Genomic DNA, 18245 nt, shown 5'->3' with positions numbered 1-18245 from the left:
CTGTCGGTGCGGTCCGTGCGGTGCGACCGGAAGTCTTAAGGTATGCCGGTAGACCATTGATTGGGAAGGGGTCCGATGAACGGGAGCGCGGCCGACCGGCTGTCGTCGGTGCTGCGGCCGGTCCACGCGGGCAACGGCTTCGAGGAGGCCCTGGAGCGGATACTGCGGATCATACGTCTCGGTCTGGTGGCGGACGGCGAACGGCTGCCGTCCGAGCGGGAGTTGGCCGAGCGGTTGCGGATCAGCAGGGTGACGCTCCGCGAGGTGCTGCGGGTGCTGCACGAGCAGGGCCTGGTGGAGAGCCGGCGCGGCCGGTACGGCGGTACGTTCGTCCACGCGCTCCCGGCCCCGGCCCCCACGGCGGACGCGGCCGAACTGCGCGGCCGGGTCGCGGACGTGGACGTCGAGGACACCCTGCGGTTCCGCGAGGTCCTGGAGCTCGGCGCGGCCGAACTGTGCGCCGCCCGGCCGCTCCCGCCGGAGGCCGCGGACCGGCTGCGCGCGGCCCTGGCCGCCACCCGCGACGCCGCCCCGGACGACTACCGCCGCCACGACACGCTCTTCCACCTCACCCTGGCCGAGCTGTCCGGCTCGCCGTCGCTGGCCGCGCACTACTCGGCGGTGCGGGCGACCGTCAACCAACTCCTGGACTGCATCCCACTGCTGGTCCGGAACCTGGAGCACTCGCAACGCCAGCACGCGGCCCTCGCCGAGGCCGTGCTCCGGGGCGACCGGGACGCGGCGCGCGCGGCCATGCGCGAGCACTGCGCGGGGACGGCGGCGCTGCTGCGGGGCTTCCTCACCTGAGGCGGGCGCGGTCGGGGACGGCGGACGGCGCGTTCAAGGGGCGCGAGGCGCGCGGGGGTTGCGCGGCACGCCGTTCACGGGCAAAGGTACGGGGGGCGACCTTTACCGGCTCCCCACCGACGGGCGCGACGCCCGGCGGGACGACGTACGACCGGACCCCCGGCCGGTCCCCACCCCACCGGAAAGGACGCGAGGGTACGTGACACGCCAGCAGAGCCGGACCGGCCCCACGGCCTCCCCGACCCCCCGGACGCACCAGCCGCTGATCGGGGTCACCACCTACTCCACCCGCGCCCGCTGGGGCGTCGCCTGGGACCAGCACGCGGCGCTGCTGCCGAGCACGTACCCGGAGTACGTCCGGCGGGCCGGCGGCCTGGCCGTCATGCTGCCGCCCGCCGCCCCGGACGCCGCGCCCGCGCTCGTCGCTCGCCTCGACGGCCTGGTCCTCGCGGGCGGGGAGGACGTGGACCCCGCCCTCTACGGCGAGGAGCCGCACCCGCGCACCGGCCGCCCGGTCCCGGAGCGCGACCTGTGGGAACTGGCCCTGCTGGACGCGGCGTTGCGGCGCGGCACCCCGGTGCTGGGCATCTGCCGGGGCATGCAGCTGATGAACGTCCACGCCGGGGGCACCCTCAACCAGCACCTCCCGGAGACCGTGGGCCACAAGGGCCACAACCCCCGCGTCGGCACCTTCTCCGAACACCTCGTGGAGATGGTCCCCGGCACCCTGACGGCCCGTCTGATGCCCGTCCCGTCCGACGTCGCCACCCACCACCACCAGGGCGTCGCCCGGCTCGGCCGCGGCCTCGTCGCCTCGGCCCATGCGGAGGACGGCACCATCGAGGCCCTGGAACTCCCGCCCGCCGAGGGCCGTTTCGCCGTCGGCGTGCAGTGGCACCCGGAGGTCCGCGACGACCTGCGCCTGGTCCGCGGGCTGGTCGCGGCGGCCGCGGAGCCGTCGCCGGGCGCCGCCGGGCGCGCGGCCGGCCGCCACCGGGCCCCGTAGCCCGCCGGGCCCCTGAACCCGCCGCTCCCGGACGGGAGCGGTTCGACCGTCGTCGGACCCCGTAGGGCCGCCGCTCCCCGGGCAGGGACAGGGCCCGGGCCCGCGGCTCGGCCGACAGCCGGTCGAGGTCCCGGCGGGAGAGATCGGCGGACGCCGTCCGGCGCCCCTCGGGGACGCGGCCGACGACGCGCCGAGCGCGGCCCCGGCCCGATGCCGAAGGGGCGCCGCGCCCATGGGCCGCGCTGCCCCGCCGCCCCTACCCCCGCGTCAGCCCCAGCAGGTCCCACGCCGGTCCCACCGGCCGCTGCCCCAGCGGCCAGACCGCGCGCAGGGCCCGCCGCAGGCCGAGGCCGGCGACGGGGACCTCGACGAGACGGCGGCCGGCGAGTTCGTCGACGACGGCCAGTTCGCTGAGGACGGACGGGCCGGCGCCGCTCACGACCGCCGCCTTGACGGCCGTGGTGGAGGCGAGCTCCAGCAGCGGCGGGGCCGGGCCGTCCTCGGCGGCGAGGGCCGCGTCGAGGACCTGCCGGGTGCCGGAGCCGCTCTCGCGGAGGATCAGGGGGGTGGCGGCGAGCTCGGCGCGGCTGAGGGGCGTCCGGCGGCGGGCCCAGGGGTGGGTGGGCGCGGTGACCAGGACGAGCCGGTCGTGGCCGATGACGGCGCCGTCGAGGCCGGGCGGCAGCTCCAGGCCCTCGACGAAGCCGAGGTCCGCCCGGCCCGCGAGGAGGCGGGCCGCCACGGCCGCCGAGTTGCCGGCGAACAGCGAGACGGCCGTCCCCGGCCGCTCCGTGCGCAGCGTGATCAGCCAGCCGGGCAGCAGGTACTCGGCGATGGTCATGCTCGCCGCGACCCGCAGCCGCGAGTCGCGGCGGGTGCGCAGCGCCTGGGCCCCGGCGTCGAGGGCCTCGGCCGCCTCGACGATCCGGCGCGCCCAGTCCGTCACCAGGACGCCCGCCGGGGTGAGCCGGGAGCCGCGCGGCGAGCGCTCCACCAGGGCGACGCCCAGCATCCGCTCCATGCCCCGGAGGCGGCCGCTCGCGGCGGGCTGGGTGATGCCCAGCTCGCGGGCCGCGCGGCCGAGGCTGCCCAGCCGGGCCACGGCGAGCAGCAGCTCCAGGGCGGCCAGGTCGGGGACGCGCTCCGCGATCGGCCGGGGCGGGCCGAACGAGTCCGACGGGTGAGTCATAAGTCCAGGTTATGTGGTCATAGGGATGTGGTCCCTGGTGAGGGAGGGCCGGAAGGCCGACCGTGGAGGCATGAGCACGGTCGGTTCCCTCACCCCAGTCCCCAGCCCGGCGGCCCCCGGTCCCGCCGCCCCCTCCCCCGGCGTCCGCCGGCTGCGTCACCTCGGCCCGAACTGGTACGCCACGGTCATGGGCACCGCCATCGTGGCGAGCGCCGGCGCGGCGCTCCCCGGGCGGGCCCTGCCGCGTCCGGCCCTGGAGGCCGTCTGGGTCCTGGCGACCGCCGCGCTCGCCGTCCTCCTCGCCACCCGGGCCGCGCACTGGGCGCGCCACCGGGACCAGGCGGCCCGGCACCTCGCCGACCCGGCGGTGGCGCCGTTCTACGGCTGTCTGGCGATGGCCCTGCTGGCGGTCGGCGGCGCGACGCTCTCCGTGGGGGCGGGCGTGATCGGCGCACCGGCGGCGGTGGCGGTGGACGCGGTGCTGTGGACGGCGGGCACGGTCACCGGCCTGGCGGCCGCCGCAGGCATCCCGTTCCTGATGGTGACCCGGCACCGCGTCGAGCCCGGCACCGCCTCGCCCGTGTGGCTGCTGCCGGTCGTGGCGCCCATGGTGTCGGCCGCGCTCGGCCCGGCGCTCGTGGCACACCTGCCGGCCGGGCAGCCGCGGGAGGCCCTGCTGCTCGGCTGCTACGCCCTGTTCGGGCTGAGCCTGCTGATGACGCTGGTGATCCTGCCGCTGTTGTTCTCCCGGCTGGTCCACCACGGCCCGCTGCCGCTCGCCCTCACCCCGACGCTGTTCCTCGTCCTGGGCCCGCTGGGGCAGTCCACCACGGCGGTGAACAACCTCGCCGACGCGGCCCCGGGCGCGGTCGGCGGCCCGTACCCGGCGGCGATGGCGGTTTTCGCGGTGCTGTACGGCGTGCCGGTGATGGGCTTCGCCCTGCTGTGGCTGGCCTTCGCCACGGCCATGGTGGTCCGGGCGGCCCGCTCCGGCATGGGCTTCGCGATGACCTGGTGGGCGTTCACCTTCCCGGTCGGCACCTGCGTCACGGGCGCCGCGGGGCTGGCGCGCCACACCGGGCTGCACGCCCTCACCTGGCTCGCGGCCGGCCTGTACGCGGTGCTGGTCGCGGCCTGGGCGGTCGCGGCCGTACGGACCGCGGGCGGGCTGGTCAGCGGACGGCTGTTCGCAGCGCCCGTCCCAGCACCTCGGGCGCGTGTGTCAACGACGGCCCGTACCAGGTGAGATGACGGCCGCTGACCAGCGCGGCGGGGAGCCCGGGGAACGCCTCGGGCCCGTCGTCGCGCGTGAAGCGGTACGGCTCGTCGGGCAGCACGACCAGGTCCGCCCCGCTCGCCCGCAGCTCCTCCAGCGGGACGCGCGGATAGCGCTCGGCGTGGCCGGCGTACACCTGGCGGACGCCGAGCCGGGCGAGGACGTCGCCGGCGAAGGTGTCCCGCCCGAGCACCATCCACGGCCGGCGCCACACCGGAACCACCGCCTTCAGTACGGGGGTTGTCCCCACATCCCGCCAGGCGTCCCGCGCGTCCGCCAGCCACCCGGGCGCGGCCAGCCCGCAGCCGGCCACGAGCAGCCGTTCCAGCTCCTCGAACGCCTGCTCAAGCGTGCGCACTTCGGTCACCAGCACCTCGAGCCCCGCCGCGCGCAGGGCGGCGAGGTCGGGGGCGCGGTTCTCCTCCTCGTTGGCGACGACCAGGTCCGGCGCGAGCGCGGCGACCCGCGCGACGTCGGGGTTCTTGGTGCCCCCGACCCGGACGACGTCGAGCCCGGCCGGGTGCTCGCACCAGTCCGTGGCGCCGACGAGCAGCTCGGGCGCGGTGGCGGCGACGGCCTCGGTGAGGGACGGGACGAGCGAGACGACGCGGCGTACGGTTCGCTTGGGCGACGTGGTCACCGTGCCACCGTACGCCGTCGGCAGGTGGGGGTGCCCCGGGCCCGCCCTTTCACCGTTTCTCGCGGGGGCAAGCCCCCGCACCCCCGAAGCGCGCTGCGCGCGCTGTCCTCAAACGCCGGACGGGCTGAATATCAGCCCGTCCGGCGTTTGAGGACAAGGGGGTCTGGGGCGCAGCCCCAGGAAGCGGCGAAAGGGTGGGACCGGGGCACCAGCCCGCCGCAGGCGCTCCCTCAGGACGTCTTCACCGGCGCCAACTTGTCCAGCAACCCCGGATGGGCGTCCAGCCAACGCCCGGCGGACGCCTTCTCCTTCCCCTTGCCGCCCTTCTGGATTTCCGCCTCCAGAGAGGCCAGGTCCTTCTCGGACATCGAGAACCCCTTCACCCACTCCGCGATCCGCGGGAAGTCGGCCGCGAAGTCCTTCTTGCCCACGACGTGCAGCTTCTCGCCCTTGCCCCAGGCCCCCTTGGGGTCCTTGAGCTTCTTGAGGTCGTAGGTGCCGTACGCCCAGTGCGGCGACCACAGGGTGGTGACGACGGGCTCCTTGTTCTTGATGGCCCGGTCGAGCTCGGCGAGCATCGTGGAGGTGGAGGACGAGACGACCTTGTACTCGCCGTCCAGGCCGTAGTCCTTCAGGACGTTGCCGTTGAGCTTGCCCATCATGCCGGCGCTGGCCTCGATGCCGACGATCTTCCCGCCGAACTTCCCGGCCTTGCCCTTGAGGTCCTCCAGCGAGTTCACGTCCTTGACGTACGACGGGACGGTCAGTTCCAGGGACGTGGGGCCGTACCACGTACCCAGGTCGCTGAGCTTGTCGCCGTACCGGTCCATGTACTGCTGGTGCGTGGTGGGCAGCCAGGAGTCGAACTGGACGTCCATCTGGCCCTGGGCCAGCGCGGTGTACAGCGGACCGGGGTCGAGCTGCTTGACCTCGGGCTTGTAGCCGCGGGCCTCCAGGACGTTCTGCCAGAGGTAGGTGGTGGCGACGGCCTCGTCCCACGGGAAGTAGCCGATCTTCACCTTCTGGCCGCGGCCGATGTCGGATCCGGCGGCCACGCTCTCCCGGTCCCCACCGCCGGCGAGGTGCATGCCGCCCGCGACGAGCGCGAGGACGACGACGCCGACGGTGGCGACAGCGGTGCCGGGCCGGTAGTTGAGCACGGCCGAGGGCCGTGCGGACGCGGACGCCTTCGCGGACGCCCGGCGGCCGAGCGGGGAGACCCGCTTGCCGAGCGCGCCGGTCATCCGGTCCAGGTACATGGCGAGCACGACGACCGCGAGGCCGCTCTCCACACCGCCGCCGATGTCGACCTGGGTGACGGCCGCGTAGACGGTCTCCCCGAGACCGCCCGCGCCGGCCATGCCCGCGATGACGACCATGGACAGCGCCAGCATGATGACCTGGTTGACGCCCGCCATGATGGTGGGCAGCGCCAGCGGGAGCTGGACGCGGGTGAGGGTGTGCCGCGGGGTGGTGCCGAACGCCCGGGCGGCCTCGACGAGTTCGCCGTCCACCTGGCGGATGCCCAGCTCGGTCATCCGGACGCCGGGCGGCATCGAGAAAATGATCGTCGCGAACAGGCCCGGGATCGGGCCGATCGAGAAGAACATCACGCCGGGGATCAGGTAGACGAACGCCGGCATCGTCTGCATCAGGTCCAGCACCGGGCGCAGCGCCCGGCTGACGCGCTGGTCGCGGGCGGCCCAGATGCCCAGCGGCACCGCGAGCAGCAGGGTGATGAAGCTGGCGACGAGGACGAGCGACAGGGTGGCGGTGGCCTCGTCCCACAGCTCGAAGGAGTCGATCAGGGCGAGGCCGGCGAAGGCGAACACCCCGGCGAGCAGCCCGCGCAGCCACCAGGCGACGACGGCCAGGATGCCGGCCATCAGCAGCGCGTGGGGCGCGTCGAGCACCGCGTGCACACCGTCGTAGAGGCCGGTCAGGACGGTGCTGATGGCGTCGAAGAGCCAGGAGAGGTGGTTCTGGAGCCAGTCCACGGCGGACTGCGCCCAGGAGCCGAGCTTGATCCTAGGCACCGGCGGTCACCCCCGCCGGCTGCTCGCCGAGCACGGCCAGCAGCCGGTCCCGGGTGACCACTCCCGCCGGGGTGCCGTCGGCGCCGGTCACGGTGACCGGTCCGGTGCCGAGGGCCAGCGGGGCGAACAGGTCGGCCAGCGGCGTGTCGGCGGCGACGGTCGCGACGGCGTCCGCGGCCTCGCCCTGCTCCGCGACGGAACCGGCGGTGAGCACCCGCGAGCGGTCGACGTCCTGGATGAAGGAGGCGACGTAGTCGTTGGCGGGCCGGACGAGGATGTCCTCGGCGGTGCCGTTCTGGACGATGCGGCCGTCGCGCATGACGGCGACGCGGTCCCCGAGGCGCATGGCCTCGTTGAGGTCGTGGGTGATGAACACGATGGTCTTCTTCAGCCGCTTCTGCAGGTCCAGCAGCTGGTCCTGCATGTCGCGGCGGATCAGGGGGTCGAGGGCGCTGAAGGACTCGTCCATCAGCAGCAGGTCGGCGTCGGTGGCGAGGGCGCGGGCGAGGCCCACGCGCTGCTGCATGCCGCCGGAGAGCTCGTCGGGCCAGGAGCGCTCCCAGCCGGCCAGTCCGGCGAGCTCCAGGGCCTCGGCGGCCCGCGACTCGCGCTCGGCGCGCGGGACGCCGCGCACCTCCAGGCCGTAGCCCGCGTTCTCCAGCACGCTGCGGTGCGGGAAGAGGGCGAAGTGCTGGAAGACCATGCTGATGTTGCGCGAGCGGACCTCGCGCAGCTCGGCGGGGGTCAGGGCGGTCAGGTCACGCCCGTCGTAGGAGACCCGGCCGGAGGTGGGGTCCAGGAGGCCGTTGAGCATCCGGAGCAGGGTGGACTTGCCGGAGCCCGAGAGACCCATCACGACGAAGATCTCGCCGGCCTCGACCTCGAACGAGGCGTCGATCACGGCTGCCGTGGTGCCGTCCGCACGCAGCTCGTCGCGGCTCGCGCCGCCTTCGAGCCGCTTGACGGCGGCTTCGGGTCGTTTGCCGAACACCTTGTACAAGTGCTCGGCCTTCAGCCTGGACACATACACCTCACGGGTCGAACCTGGTGACGCCCGCCTCCCCCCAGCGGGCGGCCGTGGAACGGGACGGGCATCGGGCCCGCGTCCCGCCCGCGCCGTTCCGGCACAGACGGGTCCGCTCCGCGGCCGCGCCTGCCCTCCTTTATCGGGAGCAAACGGAAGAGTGATCCACTTCACATGGGGCGGGAGGTGTGTCAGTGGCGTACGGCATGATCGGGGTGTGACGCGACGCCTGATGCTCCTCGACACGGCCTCCCTCTACTTCCGCGCGTACTTCGGCGTGCCGGAGTCGGTGCGGGCCCCCGACGGCACGCCCGTGAACGCGGTGCGCGGCCTGCTGGACTTCATCGCCCGCCTCGTCCAGGACCACCACCCGGACGACCTGGTGGCCTGCATGGACGAGGACTGGCGCCCGCAGTGGCGCGTGGACCTGATCCCCTCCTACAAGGCGCACCGGGTGGCCGAGGAAGTGGCGGAGGGCACGGACGAGGAGGAGGTGCCGGACACCCTCTCCCCCCAGGTGCCGGTGATCGAGCAGGTACTGGACGCGGTGGGCATCGCCCGCGTCGGCGCGCCGGGGTACGAGGCCGACGACGTGATCGGCACGCTCACCGCGCGGGCCGCCGGCCCGGTGGACGTCGTCACCGGCGACCGGGACCTCTACCAGCTCGTCGACGACGCCCGCGGGGTGCGCGTGCTGTACCCGGTGAAGGGCGTCGGCACGCTCCAGATGGTGGACGAGGCGGTACTACGGGAGAAGTACGGGGTGGACGGCCCCGGCTACGCCGACCTGGCGCTGCTGCGCGGCGACCCCAGCGACGGACTGCCCGGGGTGCCGGGGGTCGGCGAGAAGACGGCGGCGAAGCTGCTGGCCACGTACGGCGACCTGGCGGGCATCCTGGCGGCCGTGGCCGACCCGGGGTCCAGGCTGACCCCGGCGCAGCGCCGGCGGCTGGACGAGGCACGGCCGTATCTGGCGGTGGCGCCGAAGGTGGTGCGGGTGGCGTCCGACGTGGCGCTGCCGCCGTTCGACGCGGCCCTGCCGGCCGGCCCGCGCGACGCGCGCGCCCTGGGGATGCTGGCCGAGCGATGGGGGCTGGGCGGATCCTTGCAGCGGCTGCTGTCCGCCCTTCCCGGGGAGGAGTAGTGTTAGGTTAGGCATTCCTAACTAAGATCTCGTAACCCGCGCGTGCTCAGGGAGACCGTCCAATGGCAGACCGCCCCGCCCCCAGGAAACGTCCGGTCCACCGGGCGCACGTGCTGCGCACCGAGCACCTGACGCCGCACATGACACGGGTGGTCCTGGGCGGCGAAGCCCTGGACGCGCTCCCGGCCGGGGAGTTCACGGACCACTACATCAAGATCCTCTTCCCCTACGAAGGCGTCGCCTACCCGGAGCCCTTCGACATGGAGGTCATCCGCCGGGACCTGCCGCGCGACCAGTGGCCGCGCACCCGGACGTACACCGTGCGCTCCTTCGACCGCCTCGCCCGCGAACTCGCCGTCGACTTCGTGGTCCACGGCGACGAGGGCCTGGCCGGCCCCTGGGCCGCCCGCGTCGAGCCGGGCGCCGAGGTGCTGTTCATGGGCCCGGGCGGCGCCTACGCGCCCGACCCGGAGGCCGACTGGCACCTCCTCGCGGGCGACGAGAGCGCCCTCCCCGCCATCGCCGCCGCCCTGGAACGGCTGTCGGCGACCCACCCCGAGGCCACCGTCCGGGCGTTCGTCGAGATCGCCCACGAGGACGAGGAGCAGAAGCTCGACCTCGCCCCCGGCATCGAGGTGACCTGGCTGCACCGCGGCGCCGCCCCCGTCGGCGAGGCCCTCGTGACCGCCGTCCGCTCCCTCGACTTCCCGCCCGGTGACGTCCACGCCTTCGTCCACGGCGAGGCCGGCTTCGTCAAGGAACTCCGCCGCCACCTGCGCCTGGAGCGCGAGATCCCCCGCGAACGCCTCTCGATCTCCGGCTACTGGCGCCGGGGCCACGACGAGGACGGCTGGCAGGCGTCCAAGCGCGAGTGGAACCAGCAGGTGGAGGCGGAACAGGAGACGGCGACCGGCCCCGCCGTCCTCTCCAGCCCGTCCGGCGTCTGAGGGCAGCACGCGAACGCTTCCCCCCGCCCCCCCCTCCAGCCCGTCCGGCGCTTGAGGACGCGCGCCGCAGGCGCGCTGGGGGTGCGGGGGCTCGCCCCCGCAAGAAACGGTGAAAGGGCGGGACTGGGGCACTCCACCAACCCCCCGGCCCGCCCCCACCCCCGACCCCGCGGGGATAGGCTCAGCGCCATGCGCCCCGCACGGATATCCCTCGCGAGCACGGCCGCCGCGGTCCTCGCCCTGGCGACGGCCGGTCCCGTCCTCGCCACGCCCGCCCCGGCCATGCCGCACACGGAGATCACCCGCGCGGCCCCGACCCCACGCGGCGGCGACGCCGAATTCGTCGTGACCCTGGAGGGCCCCGCCCCCGAGGGAGTCGACTCCATAGTGGTGGAGTCACCCGTCTTCGACGCGAAGATCACCGTCCCCAAGAAGGACTTCGGCCACAACAAGGCCGACGACACCACCATGCCAGTCCGCGGCCGCGTCCGCTGCGACGCCCGGCCCGGCGAGCACCCGGTCCGGGTGCTGCTGAACGGCACGGGAAACCCCGCGGCGGCCACGCGGCTGACGGTGACCGGCGGGCACACCGGCGCCTGCGACGGCGGCTCGCCCCGCCCCACCGCGTCCACCGGCCCGGCCGGCGCCTCCACGCTGCGCCTGCGCCCCGGCGGCCGCGAGCCGCAGCGCGGTGGCGAGGCCGTGTTCACCATCACCACCGACCGGGCCACCCTCGACGCGCACGACGCCCTCGTCCTCCGCTCCCCCGCCTTCGTCGCCCCCGTCAAGCGCCTGTCCGAGAACTTCAAGGAGGGCAAGGCCGACGGCTGGTGGACCGACCTCGCCGGCATGGTGCGCTGCGACGTCCAGCCCGGCACCTACGCCGTGGACCTCGTGGCCGGTGGCGGGGACGAGGAGGAGGACTCCCCCTTGGAGTCGGTGAAACTCACCGTGCCGAAGGCCATGGACCCGGCCAACCGCGACTTCTGCGCCGGCCCCCACGCGTACAAGGAGATCGTCGACCGGACCAGCGAGACCGCCCCCGACGAGGACGGTTCCGAGGGCGGCGACCACGGCGCCGGAGCCGGCGACGGCGGCCCGGGCACCGGCACGATCGTCGGCATCGCGTCCGCCGCGGCCCTGGTGGCGGCCTCGACCACGTACTTCCTCGTCGGCCGCCGCCGCAGGCGGGCACGGAAGCGGCCTGACAAGTCCTGGTAGCCCGGGCATCGCCCAGCCTGTCGGGAGTCCCCCCTTCCACAGGAGGGACCGGGGCGGGACCAAGCCGGGGCCCCGCCCCCACCCGGGCCTACAGGGACCTACACGGACCGCTGATAAGCCCGGAACGTCCGCCCCGAGACCCACACCGCGACCACCCCGGCCGCCAGCAGCGCCCCACCCCGCACCAGCACCAGGCCCCAGTCCGGGTCACCCGCCAGAGCGGACCGGCTCATGACCAGCGCCCAGTCGACGGGATTGAAGTCGACGGCGTGCCGCATCCATCCCGGCATCAACCCCGGCTTCATGAAGGCGGACGAGACGAACGTCAGCGGCAGCAGCAGAAACGTGTTGAGCGCGATGATCGACTCACGCTGCCGGGCCAGCACACCGATCGTGTTGGACACCGCCCCCGTCACCACGGCCAGCAATACGGAGGCCAGCACCAGCAAGGCCAGCCCGCCGGCCCCACCGGGATACTCCGCACCGCCGGCCAGCCCGAGCAGCACGATGACGACCGACTGGACGGCCGTGCTCACGGCCTGCTGCACGACGTTGGCGTTGATCAGCGCGCCCCGGCTCACCGGTGTGGTGAGGAACCTGTTGAGCGTGCCGCGCTCTATCTCGTCCAGCGTGCTCATCCCCGCCCACATGGCGCTGGAGAGGGCGCTCATGACGACGACCCCCGGCACCAGGTAGTCGAGGTAGCTGCCGCCGAAGCCGGGCAGCTCGACCACCCGGCGGAACAGGGCGCCGAAGAGGAACAGCCAGATCACCGGCTGGATCAGGGTGACCACCAGAAAGGCGGGCTGCCGCACCACGCCCATCAGTTGACGCTGCGTCATGTACCACGTGTGCCGAAGGGCGACACTCATCGCACACCCCCCGCCGGAACGGCGTTCGCGTCCGCGTCCACGTCCGCGAAGCGCCGCCCCGCGTGCCGCAGGTAGACGTCGTCGAGCGAGGGCCGGGCGACGGTGACGGACGCGACCGGAACGCCGGCCCCGGCGAGCGCGGCCAGGACGGCGGGGACGGCGGCGGCGCCGTCGTCCGCCCGGGCGCTCAGCCGGCGCCCGTCGAGGACGGCCTCTCGGACGCCGGCGGACGCGCCGAGCGCCGCCGCGAGGGACGGTCCGGCCGCCGGATCCACCGGATCGCGCAGCTCCACGTGCACGGCGTCGCCGCGCAGTTCGCCCTTGAGCCCGTCGGGCGTGCCCGTGGTGACGACGCGCCCGCGGTCGACGATGGCGATCCGCTCGGCGAGCCGGTCGGCCTCGTCCAGGTAGTGGGTGGTGAGCAGGATGCTCAGCCCCTCCTCCCCGGCGAGCCGGCCGATCTCGTCCCACATGGCCGTCCGCGCCTCGGGGTCGAGCCCGGTCGTCGGCTCGTCGAGGAACAGCACCTCGGGCCGGTGGACCAGACCGATCGCGACGTCGAGCCGGCGCAGCATGCCGCCGGAGTACGTCCGGGCGGGCCGGCCGGCCGCGTCGGTGAGGGCGAAGCGGACCAGCAGCTCGTCGGCGCGGGCGGCGAGGGCGGCGCCCCTGAGACCGTACAGCCGACCCTGGAGCAGCAGGTTCTCGCGGCCGGTGGCCGTGGGGTCGGCCCCGGAGCGCTGGGCGACCACGCCGATGGCGCGGCGTACGCGCTCGGGCCGGCGGAGGACGTCGTGGCCGGCGACGGACGCGGTGCCGGCGTCGGGCCGGGCCAGGGTGGTGAGGATCTTGACGGTGGTGGACTTGCCGGCGCCGTTGGGGCCGAGGAGCCCGAAGACGGTGCCGGCCCGGACGGTCAGGTCGAGCCCGTCCAGGGCGGTCACCCCGCCAGGGTAGGTCTTGGTCAGCCCGCGCGCCTCGATGGCGGGCGCGGCGGTGCCGACGGGCATGGCTGTGCTCATGGCTGAGCGGCCTCCGTGTGTCGGTGGGTTCGGTGCACGCCGAATCCGGTGCCGCCGGATTCGGGTGTATGACGAACCGGTCCACGGGGGTGCCGGGCTATCCTGGGTGTGCCGCACCTCGACAGCCGGCCTGCCCCGCAGGCCCGTTCGGGGTTCCGGGGCCCGGTGGGCGCTGCGCCAACAGCGCCCGCCGGGCCCCTTTCTCATGTCTCAGTCCGCGTCGTCGTTCGCGGCCTCCTCCAGTTTCCGCAGGGTCTCCGGTAGCCGGCCGGTCTCGCTCAGCTCGCGCCACTCGTCCGTACCGCCGACCGCGCCCCGGTCTAGATCGGCGCGGAAGCCGTGGAGCCAGTTCAGCTCGGCCTCCAGCATGTGCAGCCGGAACTCCGTCTCGACGAGCAGCAGCCGGGGCAGCGTGCCGTCGAGGTCCCGGAGCGCCTCCCGGTGCCCGGCGGCCTCACCCTCGCGGGCGGCGATCCGGTCGTCGAACAGGGCGCGGGCCTCGTCGTACGGCAGCGCCATGAGCAGCGACAGGGCCGTCTCGAACAGCGGGTACTCCCGCACCGGAACGGCCACCAGGTCGGCGAGCCAGTCGCGCGCCTCCCGCCGCCCGGCGGGGGTGAGCCCGTAGAGCGTGCGCTCCGGGCGGTTGCCCCGGCGGTCGGTGCCCGCCTCCTCGACGAAGCCGTGCTTCTCCAGGTTGCGCACCACGGTGTAGAGCGAACCGTAGTTGATCTTGATGCTCTGATCCTTGCCCCGCAGCCGCAGCACCCTGGCGATCTCGTACGGGTGCATCGGCCGTTCGAACAGCGTGACCATGACGGCCAGCGCCAGGGGGTTGCTCAGCTTGCGGCGGACTGCCACGTCGACTCCTCGTCGTCGTATATCCGTCCACAAGCATATCGCGTTACCCGCAGGAGGCAAGTCCGCGATGTATCGCGTCTCGGAAAACATCGGAGGGCATCGGGGGGCATCGGGAAACAGGGACGGACGCGAGAGAGCCCGCCCCCGGACGACGTCCGGGAACGGGCTCTCGACAAGGATTCGGCGCGGGTCACCCCACCGACGAGTAAGCCACCACACCCCGCAGCAACCCGTCGACCGCCTTGCGCGCGTTCCGCGCGACCGGGCTGCCGTGCGGCGCGGCGGCCGCGATCTGGCCGAGGACGTCGATCAGCTGCTTGGTCCAGCGGACGAAGTCGCCGGCCGGCATCTCGATCTCGCGCAGCACCTCGTCCAGCCCGTGCCCGGAGGCCCAGCGGTAGGCGGCCCAGGCGAACCCGAGGTCGGGCTCGCGCTGGCCCACGCCCTCCGCCTGGTTGATCCGGTGCGCCTCCTCCAGGGCGTCCAGCCGGCCCCAGATGCGGACCATCTCCCCCAGCGCCGCCTTGGCCTCGCCGGAGGGCAGCTTGGGCGCCACCGCGTCGTCGCTCATCCGCGCCTCGTAGACCAGCGCGGACGCGCAGGCCGCCAGCTCGGCCGGGGCCAGCCCGTCCCAGACGCCCTCGCGCAGGCACTCGGAGGCGAGCAGGTCCAGCTCGCCGTAGAGCCGGGCGAGACGCCGGCCCTGCTCGGTCACCTCGTCGTTCCGCAGATAGTCGAGGTCGGTCAGGAGCGCGCAGATCCGGTCGAAGGTCCGGGCGATGGTGTTCGTCCGGCCCTCGATCCGCCGCTCCAGCTGCCGGGTGTCCCGCTGCAGCCGGTGGTAGCGCTCGGCCCACCGGGCGTGGTCCTCACGCTCGTCGCAGCCGTGGCAGGGGTGCGCCCGGATCGCCGTCCGGAGCCGGGAGATCTCGGCGTCGTCGACCGCCGCCGACCGGCCCTTGCGGTGCCGCTCGGGCACGATGTGCCCGGCCTTGGTGCGCAGCGCCGACGCGAGGTCGCGACGGGACTGCGGGCTGCGCGGGTTGAACGTGCGCGGGATGCGCATCCGCTCCAGCGGCTCCACGGGCACCGGGAAGTCGAGCGCCGCCAGCCGCTTGACCTGCCGCTCGGCGGTGAGGACGAGGGGGCGCGGACCCTCGTAGTCGTAGCCGCGGGAACGGTCGGCACGGCCGGGCAGCCCGGGGTCCAGCACCAGCGCGAGCCCGGCGAACTTGCCGGTCGGCACGTGGATCACGTCGCCCGGCTTGAGCTTCTCCAGGGCGGCGGCCGCGGCGGCCCGGCGCTGGGCGGCGCCCTGCTTGGCCAGCTCGGTCTCCCGCTCCTTCAGCTCCCGGCGCAGCCGCGCGTACTCGTCGAAGTCGCCGAGGTGGCAGGTGATCGCCTCGCGGTAGCCCGCCAGGCCCTCCTCGTTCTTCTGCACCTGCCGCGAGATGCCGACGACCGAACGGTCCGCCTGGAACTGGGCGAACGAGGTCTCCAGCAGCTCCCGCGACCGGTGCCGGCCGAACTGGGAGACGAGGTTGACCGCCATGTTGTACGACGGCTTGAAGCTCGACCGGAGCGGATACGTCCGGGTGCCGGCCAGGCCCGCGAGGGCACCCGGGTCCATGGCCCGCTGCCAGAGCACGACCGCGTGCCCCTCGACGTCGATGCCCCGCCGCCCGGCCCGGCCGGTCAACTGGGTGTACTCGCCGGGGGTGATGTCCGCGTGCTGCTCGCCGTTCCACTTGACGAGCTTCTCCAACACCACCGACCGGGCGGGCATGTTGATGCCCAGGGCCAGCGTCTCGGTGGCGAAGACCGCCTTCACCAGGCCCTTGACGAAGAGCTCCTCGACGACCTCCTTGAAGGTCGGCAGCATCCCGGCGTGGTGCGCGGCGATGCCCCGCTCCAGCCCCTCCAGCCACTCGAAGTAGCCCAGGACGTGCAGGTCCTCGTCGGGGAGCGCGGCCGTGCGCTCCTCCACGATCGACCGCACCCGGGCCCGGGCCTCGTCGTCGTTGAGCCGCAGCCCGGCGTAGAGGCACTGCTGGACGGCGGACTCGCAGCCGGCGCGGCTGAAGATGAAGGTGATGGCGGGCAACAGGCCCTCGGCGTCCAGCCGTTCGATGACCTCGACCCGGCTGGGGGTCCAGATCCGGCTGCGCTGCCGCCGCTCCCGCTCGCGGTCGGCCTCCCGCAGCATCTTGCCGCGGCGGCGGTCGCGGCCGAACGGCCGGCTGTTCTCCATCCGGGCCAGCCGTACGAGGTCCGGGTTGACCTCCCGGCGGCCGGTGACGGGCGTGCCGTCCGGACCCGTCTTCTCCTCGAACAGGTCGTACATCCGCCGCCCGGCCAGCACGTGCTGCCACAGCGGCACGGGCCGGTGCTCCGAGACGATCACCTCGGTGTCGCCCCGGACGGTGTCCAGCCAGTCGCCGAACTCCTCGGCGTTGGAGACCGTCGCCGACAGGGACACCAGCGTCACCGACTCGGGCAGGTGGATGATCACCTCTTCCCAGACGGCGCCGCGGAAGCGGTCGGAGAGGTAGTGCACCTCGTCCATGACCACGTGACCCAGCCCGTTCAGGGCCTGGGACCCGGCGTACAGCATGTTCCGCAGCACCTCGGTGGTCATCACGAGCACCGGGGCGTCGGAGTTGACGCTGTTGTCGCCGGTCAGCAGCCCGACCTTTTCCGCGCCGTAGCGCTTGACCAGGTCGTTGTACTTCTGGTTGGACAGCGCCTTGATAGGGGTGGTGTAGAAGCACTTGCGGCCCTCGCGGAGGGCCAGGTGGACGGCGAACTCGCCCACGATGGTCTTGCCGGAGCCGGTCGGCGCCGCGACCAGCACCCCCTTTCCGGCCTCCAGGGCCTCGCAGGCGTCGATCTGGAACGGATCCAGCTCGAAGTCGTACATCTCACGGAAGGAGGCCAGCGCGGTGGCCTGCTCCGCGGCGCGTCGCTTCGCCAGGGCATAGCGCTCAGCAGGGGACATGTCGTCGGTCATCTTGTCTACGAGCCTACCGGGCGGGTCGGACAGGCACGCGATCTTTACCAAGGGGGCCCTGCGGGCGGCTGTGCCCCGGTCCCGCCCCTTCGCCGATTCCTGGGGCTACGCCCCAGACCCCCTTTCGCGGCTTCGTCGCTCGTCCTCAATCGCCGGACGGGCTGATTCCAGCCCGTCCGGCGATTGAGGACAACCGCGCGGAGCGCGGTTTCGGGGGTCCGGGGGCTTGCCCCCCGGGAATCGGCGAAGGGGCGGGACCGGGGCTCACTCCCCCCGAGCCCCCAGCACCCGCACCGCACCCGGCACCGTCTCCGCGACCACCGGCAAAGCCCCCACCCGCTCCCCATCCGCATACGCCGTAACACCCACCGCTTCCAGCGACACCCGCGCCGCCCGAAACACCCGCACCTTCGGATGCGAAAGATGCGTCCCCCGATAAACACGGGGAAACACCCGCAGCAGCTCCCCCCGCCCACAGGCCCCCACCACCGTCACATCGAACAGCCCGTCGTCCATCCGCGCGTCCCCGCAGATCCGCATGCCGCCCCCGTACGACCCGCCGTTCCCGACGGCGACGAGCGTCGCCTCGACCTGCCGCTCCGGCCCGTCGTCGAACCGCAGCCGGTAGGGAATCGGCCGCAGCGCGGCGAGCTCCGCGAGCAGCGCGAGGTCGTACCGGAGCCGCCCGGAGGGGAACCGCATCCGGTTGCCGCGGTCGTTGACGCGCGAGTCGAAGCCGGAGGCGAGCACGGTCCCGAAGTACGGACCGCCGACCACCCTCCCCAGGTCACGGGGCACACCCCCGTCCCCTTTCAGCGACCCGGCGATCAGACGCGCCGCCGCCTCCGGGTCCCGGACGGGCAGCCGGTTGGCGCGGGCGAAGTCGTTGCCGGTCCCGACGGCGACGACGCCCAGCGGGGTCAGCGTGCCGGCGACGGCCTGAAGCGCGAGCGAGACCAGCCCGTCCCCGCCCACGGCGATCAGCGCGCCGGTGCCGCCGGCGACCGCCTCCCGGGCCCGCCGCAGCGCGTCGGCCTCGTCGGCACCCACGACGGTACGGACGGAGTGCCCGGCCGCGCGCAGCACCCGGGCGGCGGGCCGCGCGGCACGGGCACCGCGGCCCCGGCCGGCCGCCGGATTGACGAAGAGGGTGATGTCGCTGGTCACGCGCGGACCCTACGCGAAGGGGC

The 18245-nt window shown here is 74.0% G+C and carries 15 protein-coding genes; 6 read left to right on the top strand and 9 right to left on the bottom strand.

The features are described from left to right. The first annotated feature begins 75 nt into the window (after nt 1–75). Nucleotides 76–807 carry a FadR/GntR family transcriptional regulator gene (locus ACH4PU_RS10450; RefSeq protein ID WP_398269053.1) on the top strand — a complete coding sequence of 244 codons (732 nt, stop codon included), beginning with the start codon at nt 76–78 and terminating at the stop codon, nt 805–807. 199 nt (nt 808–1006) lie between these two features. Further along, nucleotides 1007–1813, top strand: coding sequence for a gamma-glutamyl-gamma-aminobutyrate hydrolase family protein (locus ACH4PU_RS10445; protein ID WP_398269050.1), 807 nt, complete (start codon nt 1007–1009; stop codon nt 1811–1813). Between the two features lie 256 nt (nt 1814–2069). Here ACH4PU_RS10445 and ACH4PU_RS10440 read toward each other — a convergent pair whose 3' ends face one another. Then, entirely contained in the window at nt 2070–3002 is a 933-nt protein-coding gene (locus ACH4PU_RS10440) for a LysR family transcriptional regulator (RefSeq protein WP_398269047.1), read from the bottom strand. Between the two features lie 70 nt (nt 3003–3072). On the opposite strand from ACH4PU_RS10440, the gene ACH4PU_RS10435 reads away from it, so the two are divergent. Then, nucleotides 3073–4248, top strand: coding sequence for a TDT family transporter (locus tag ACH4PU_RS10435; RefSeq protein WP_398269044.1), 1176 nt, complete (start codon nt 3073–3075; stop codon nt 4246–4248). On the opposite strand, the gene ACH4PU_RS10430 is transcribed toward ACH4PU_RS10435, so the two are convergent. The 3 genes from ACH4PU_RS10430 to ACH4PU_RS10420 form a co-directional block, all read right to left on the bottom strand. Next, nucleotides 4175–4918 carry a helical backbone metal receptor gene (locus ACH4PU_RS10430; RefSeq protein ID WP_398269041.1) on the bottom strand — a complete coding sequence of 248 codons (744 nt, stop codon included), beginning with the start codon at nt 4916–4918 and terminating at the stop codon, nt 4175–4177. The two genes, ACH4PU_RS10435 and ACH4PU_RS10430, sit on opposite strands and share 74 nt — an antisense overlap. A gap of 230 nt (nt 4919–5148) precedes the next feature. Then, a complete protein-coding gene (locus ACH4PU_RS10425; RefSeq protein ID WP_398269038.1) occupies nt 5149–6954 on the bottom strand; it encodes an ABC transporter permease/substrate binding protein in 1806 nt (601 codons plus the stop codon). Then, nucleotides 6947–7978, bottom strand: a complete 1032-nt coding sequence (locus ACH4PU_RS10420; protein WP_398269035.1) for a glycine betaine/L-proline ABC transporter ATP-binding protein — start codon at nt 7976–7978, stop codon at nt 6947–6949. Before ACH4PU_RS10420 ends, ACH4PU_RS10425 begins: the two co-directional genes overlap by 8 nt. Nucleotides 7979–8195: 217 nt before the next feature. Here ACH4PU_RS10420 and ACH4PU_RS10415 point away from each other — a divergent pair, with 217 nt between their 5' ends. From ACH4PU_RS10415 to ACH4PU_RS10405, 3 genes are all read left to right on the top strand, one after another. Continuing rightward, a complete protein-coding gene (locus tag ACH4PU_RS10415) occupies nt 8196–9122 on the top strand; it encodes a 5'-3' exonuclease H3TH domain-containing protein (protein ID WP_398269032.1) in 927 nt (308 codons plus the stop codon). 62 nt (nt 9123–9184) lie between these two features. Then, the gene (locus ACH4PU_RS10410; protein ID WP_398269029.1) at nt 9185–10069 is read left to right on the top strand and encodes a siderophore-interacting protein; all 885 of its coding nucleotides are present in this window, start codon (nt 9185–9187) and stop codon (nt 10067–10069) included. Between the two features lie 189 nt (nt 10070–10258). After that, the gene (locus ACH4PU_RS10405) at nt 10259–11290 is read left to right on the top strand and encodes a hypothetical protein (protein WP_398269026.1); all 1032 of its coding nucleotides are present in this window, start codon (nt 10259–10261) and stop codon (nt 11288–11290) included. A gap of 98 nt (nt 11291–11388) precedes the next feature. Here the strand turns inward: ACH4PU_RS10405 and ACH4PU_RS10400 are convergent, their stop codons facing one another. The 5 genes from ACH4PU_RS10400 to ACH4PU_RS10380 form a co-directional block, all read right to left on the bottom strand. Continuing rightward, nucleotides 11389–12162, bottom strand: a complete 774-nt coding sequence (locus tag ACH4PU_RS10400; protein ID WP_398269023.1) for an ABC transporter permease — start codon at nt 12160–12162, stop codon at nt 11389–11391. Continuing rightward, complete coding sequence (locus ACH4PU_RS10395; RefSeq protein WP_398269020.1) at nt 12159–13184, bottom strand: ABC transporter ATP-binding protein; 1026 nt, start codon at nt 13182–13184, stop codon at nt 12159–12161. Before ACH4PU_RS10395 ends, ACH4PU_RS10400 begins: the two co-directional genes overlap by 4 nt. Nucleotides 13185–13394: 210 nt before the next feature. After that, nucleotides 13395–14000: a PadR family transcriptional regulator gene (locus tag ACH4PU_RS10390; RefSeq protein ID WP_398269879.1), complete on the bottom strand. Its 606-nt coding sequence runs from the start codon at nt 13998–14000 to the stop codon at nt 13395–13397. 235 nt (nt 14001–14235) lie between these two features. Beyond that, a complete protein-coding gene (locus tag ACH4PU_RS10385) occupies nt 14236–17055 on the bottom strand; it encodes a DEAD/DEAH box helicase (RefSeq protein WP_398269017.1) in 2820 nt (939 codons plus the stop codon). Nucleotides 17056–17319: 264 nt separating this feature from the next. Further along, nucleotides 17320–18222: a diacylglycerol kinase gene (locus ACH4PU_RS10380; protein ID WP_398269014.1), complete on the bottom strand. Its 903-nt coding sequence runs from the start codon at nt 18220–18222 to the stop codon at nt 17320–17322. Nucleotides 18223–18245 lie beyond the last annotated feature (23 nt).

It is taken from the genome of Streptomyces sp. NPDC021100, assembly GCF_044333095.1.
GTDB lineage: Bacteria > Actinomycetota > Actinomycetes > Streptomycetales > Streptomycetaceae > Streptomyces.
Note: the sequence above shows the minus strand (reverse complement) of the source record. Positions and strands in the feature narration are given on the sequence as shown.

Excerpts from the sequence above, each read along its gene's own strand:
- ACH4PU_RS10450 (WP_398269053.1), top strand. The coding sequence starts at position 76 with ATGAACGGGAGCGCGGCCGACCGGCTGTCGTCGGTGCTGCGGCCGGTC.
- ACH4PU_RS10440 (WP_398269047.1), bottom strand. The coding sequence starts at position 3,002 with ATGACTCACCCGTCGGACTCGTTCGGCCCGCCCCGGCCGATCGCGGAG.
- ACH4PU_RS10385 (WP_398269017.1), bottom strand. The coding sequence starts at position 17,055 with ATGACCGACGACATGTCCCCTGCTGAGCGCTATGCCCTGGCGAAGCGA.
- ACH4PU_RS10400 (WP_398269023.1), bottom strand. The coding sequence starts at position 12,162 with ATGAGTGTCGCCCTTCGGCACACGTGGTACATGACGCAGCGTCAACTG.
- ACH4PU_RS10410 (WP_398269029.1), top strand. The coding sequence starts at position 9,185 with ATGGCAGACCGCCCCGCCCCCAGGAAACGTCCGGTCCACCGGGCGCAC.
- ACH4PU_RS10390 (WP_398269879.1), bottom strand. The coding sequence starts at position 14,000 with ATGGTCACGCTGTTCGAACGGCCGATGCACCCGTACGAGATCGCCAGG.
- ACH4PU_RS10395 (WP_398269020.1), bottom strand. The coding sequence starts at position 13,184 with ATGAGCACAGCCATGCCCGTCGGCACCGCCGCGCCCGCCATCGAGGCG.
- ACH4PU_RS10435 (WP_398269044.1), top strand. The coding sequence starts at position 3,073 with ATGAGCACGGTCGGTTCCCTCACCCCAGTCCCCAGCCCGGCGGCCCCC.
- ACH4PU_RS10405 (WP_398269026.1), top strand. The coding sequence starts at position 10,259 with ATGCGCCCCGCACGGATATCCCTCGCGAGCACGGCCGCCGCGGTCCTC.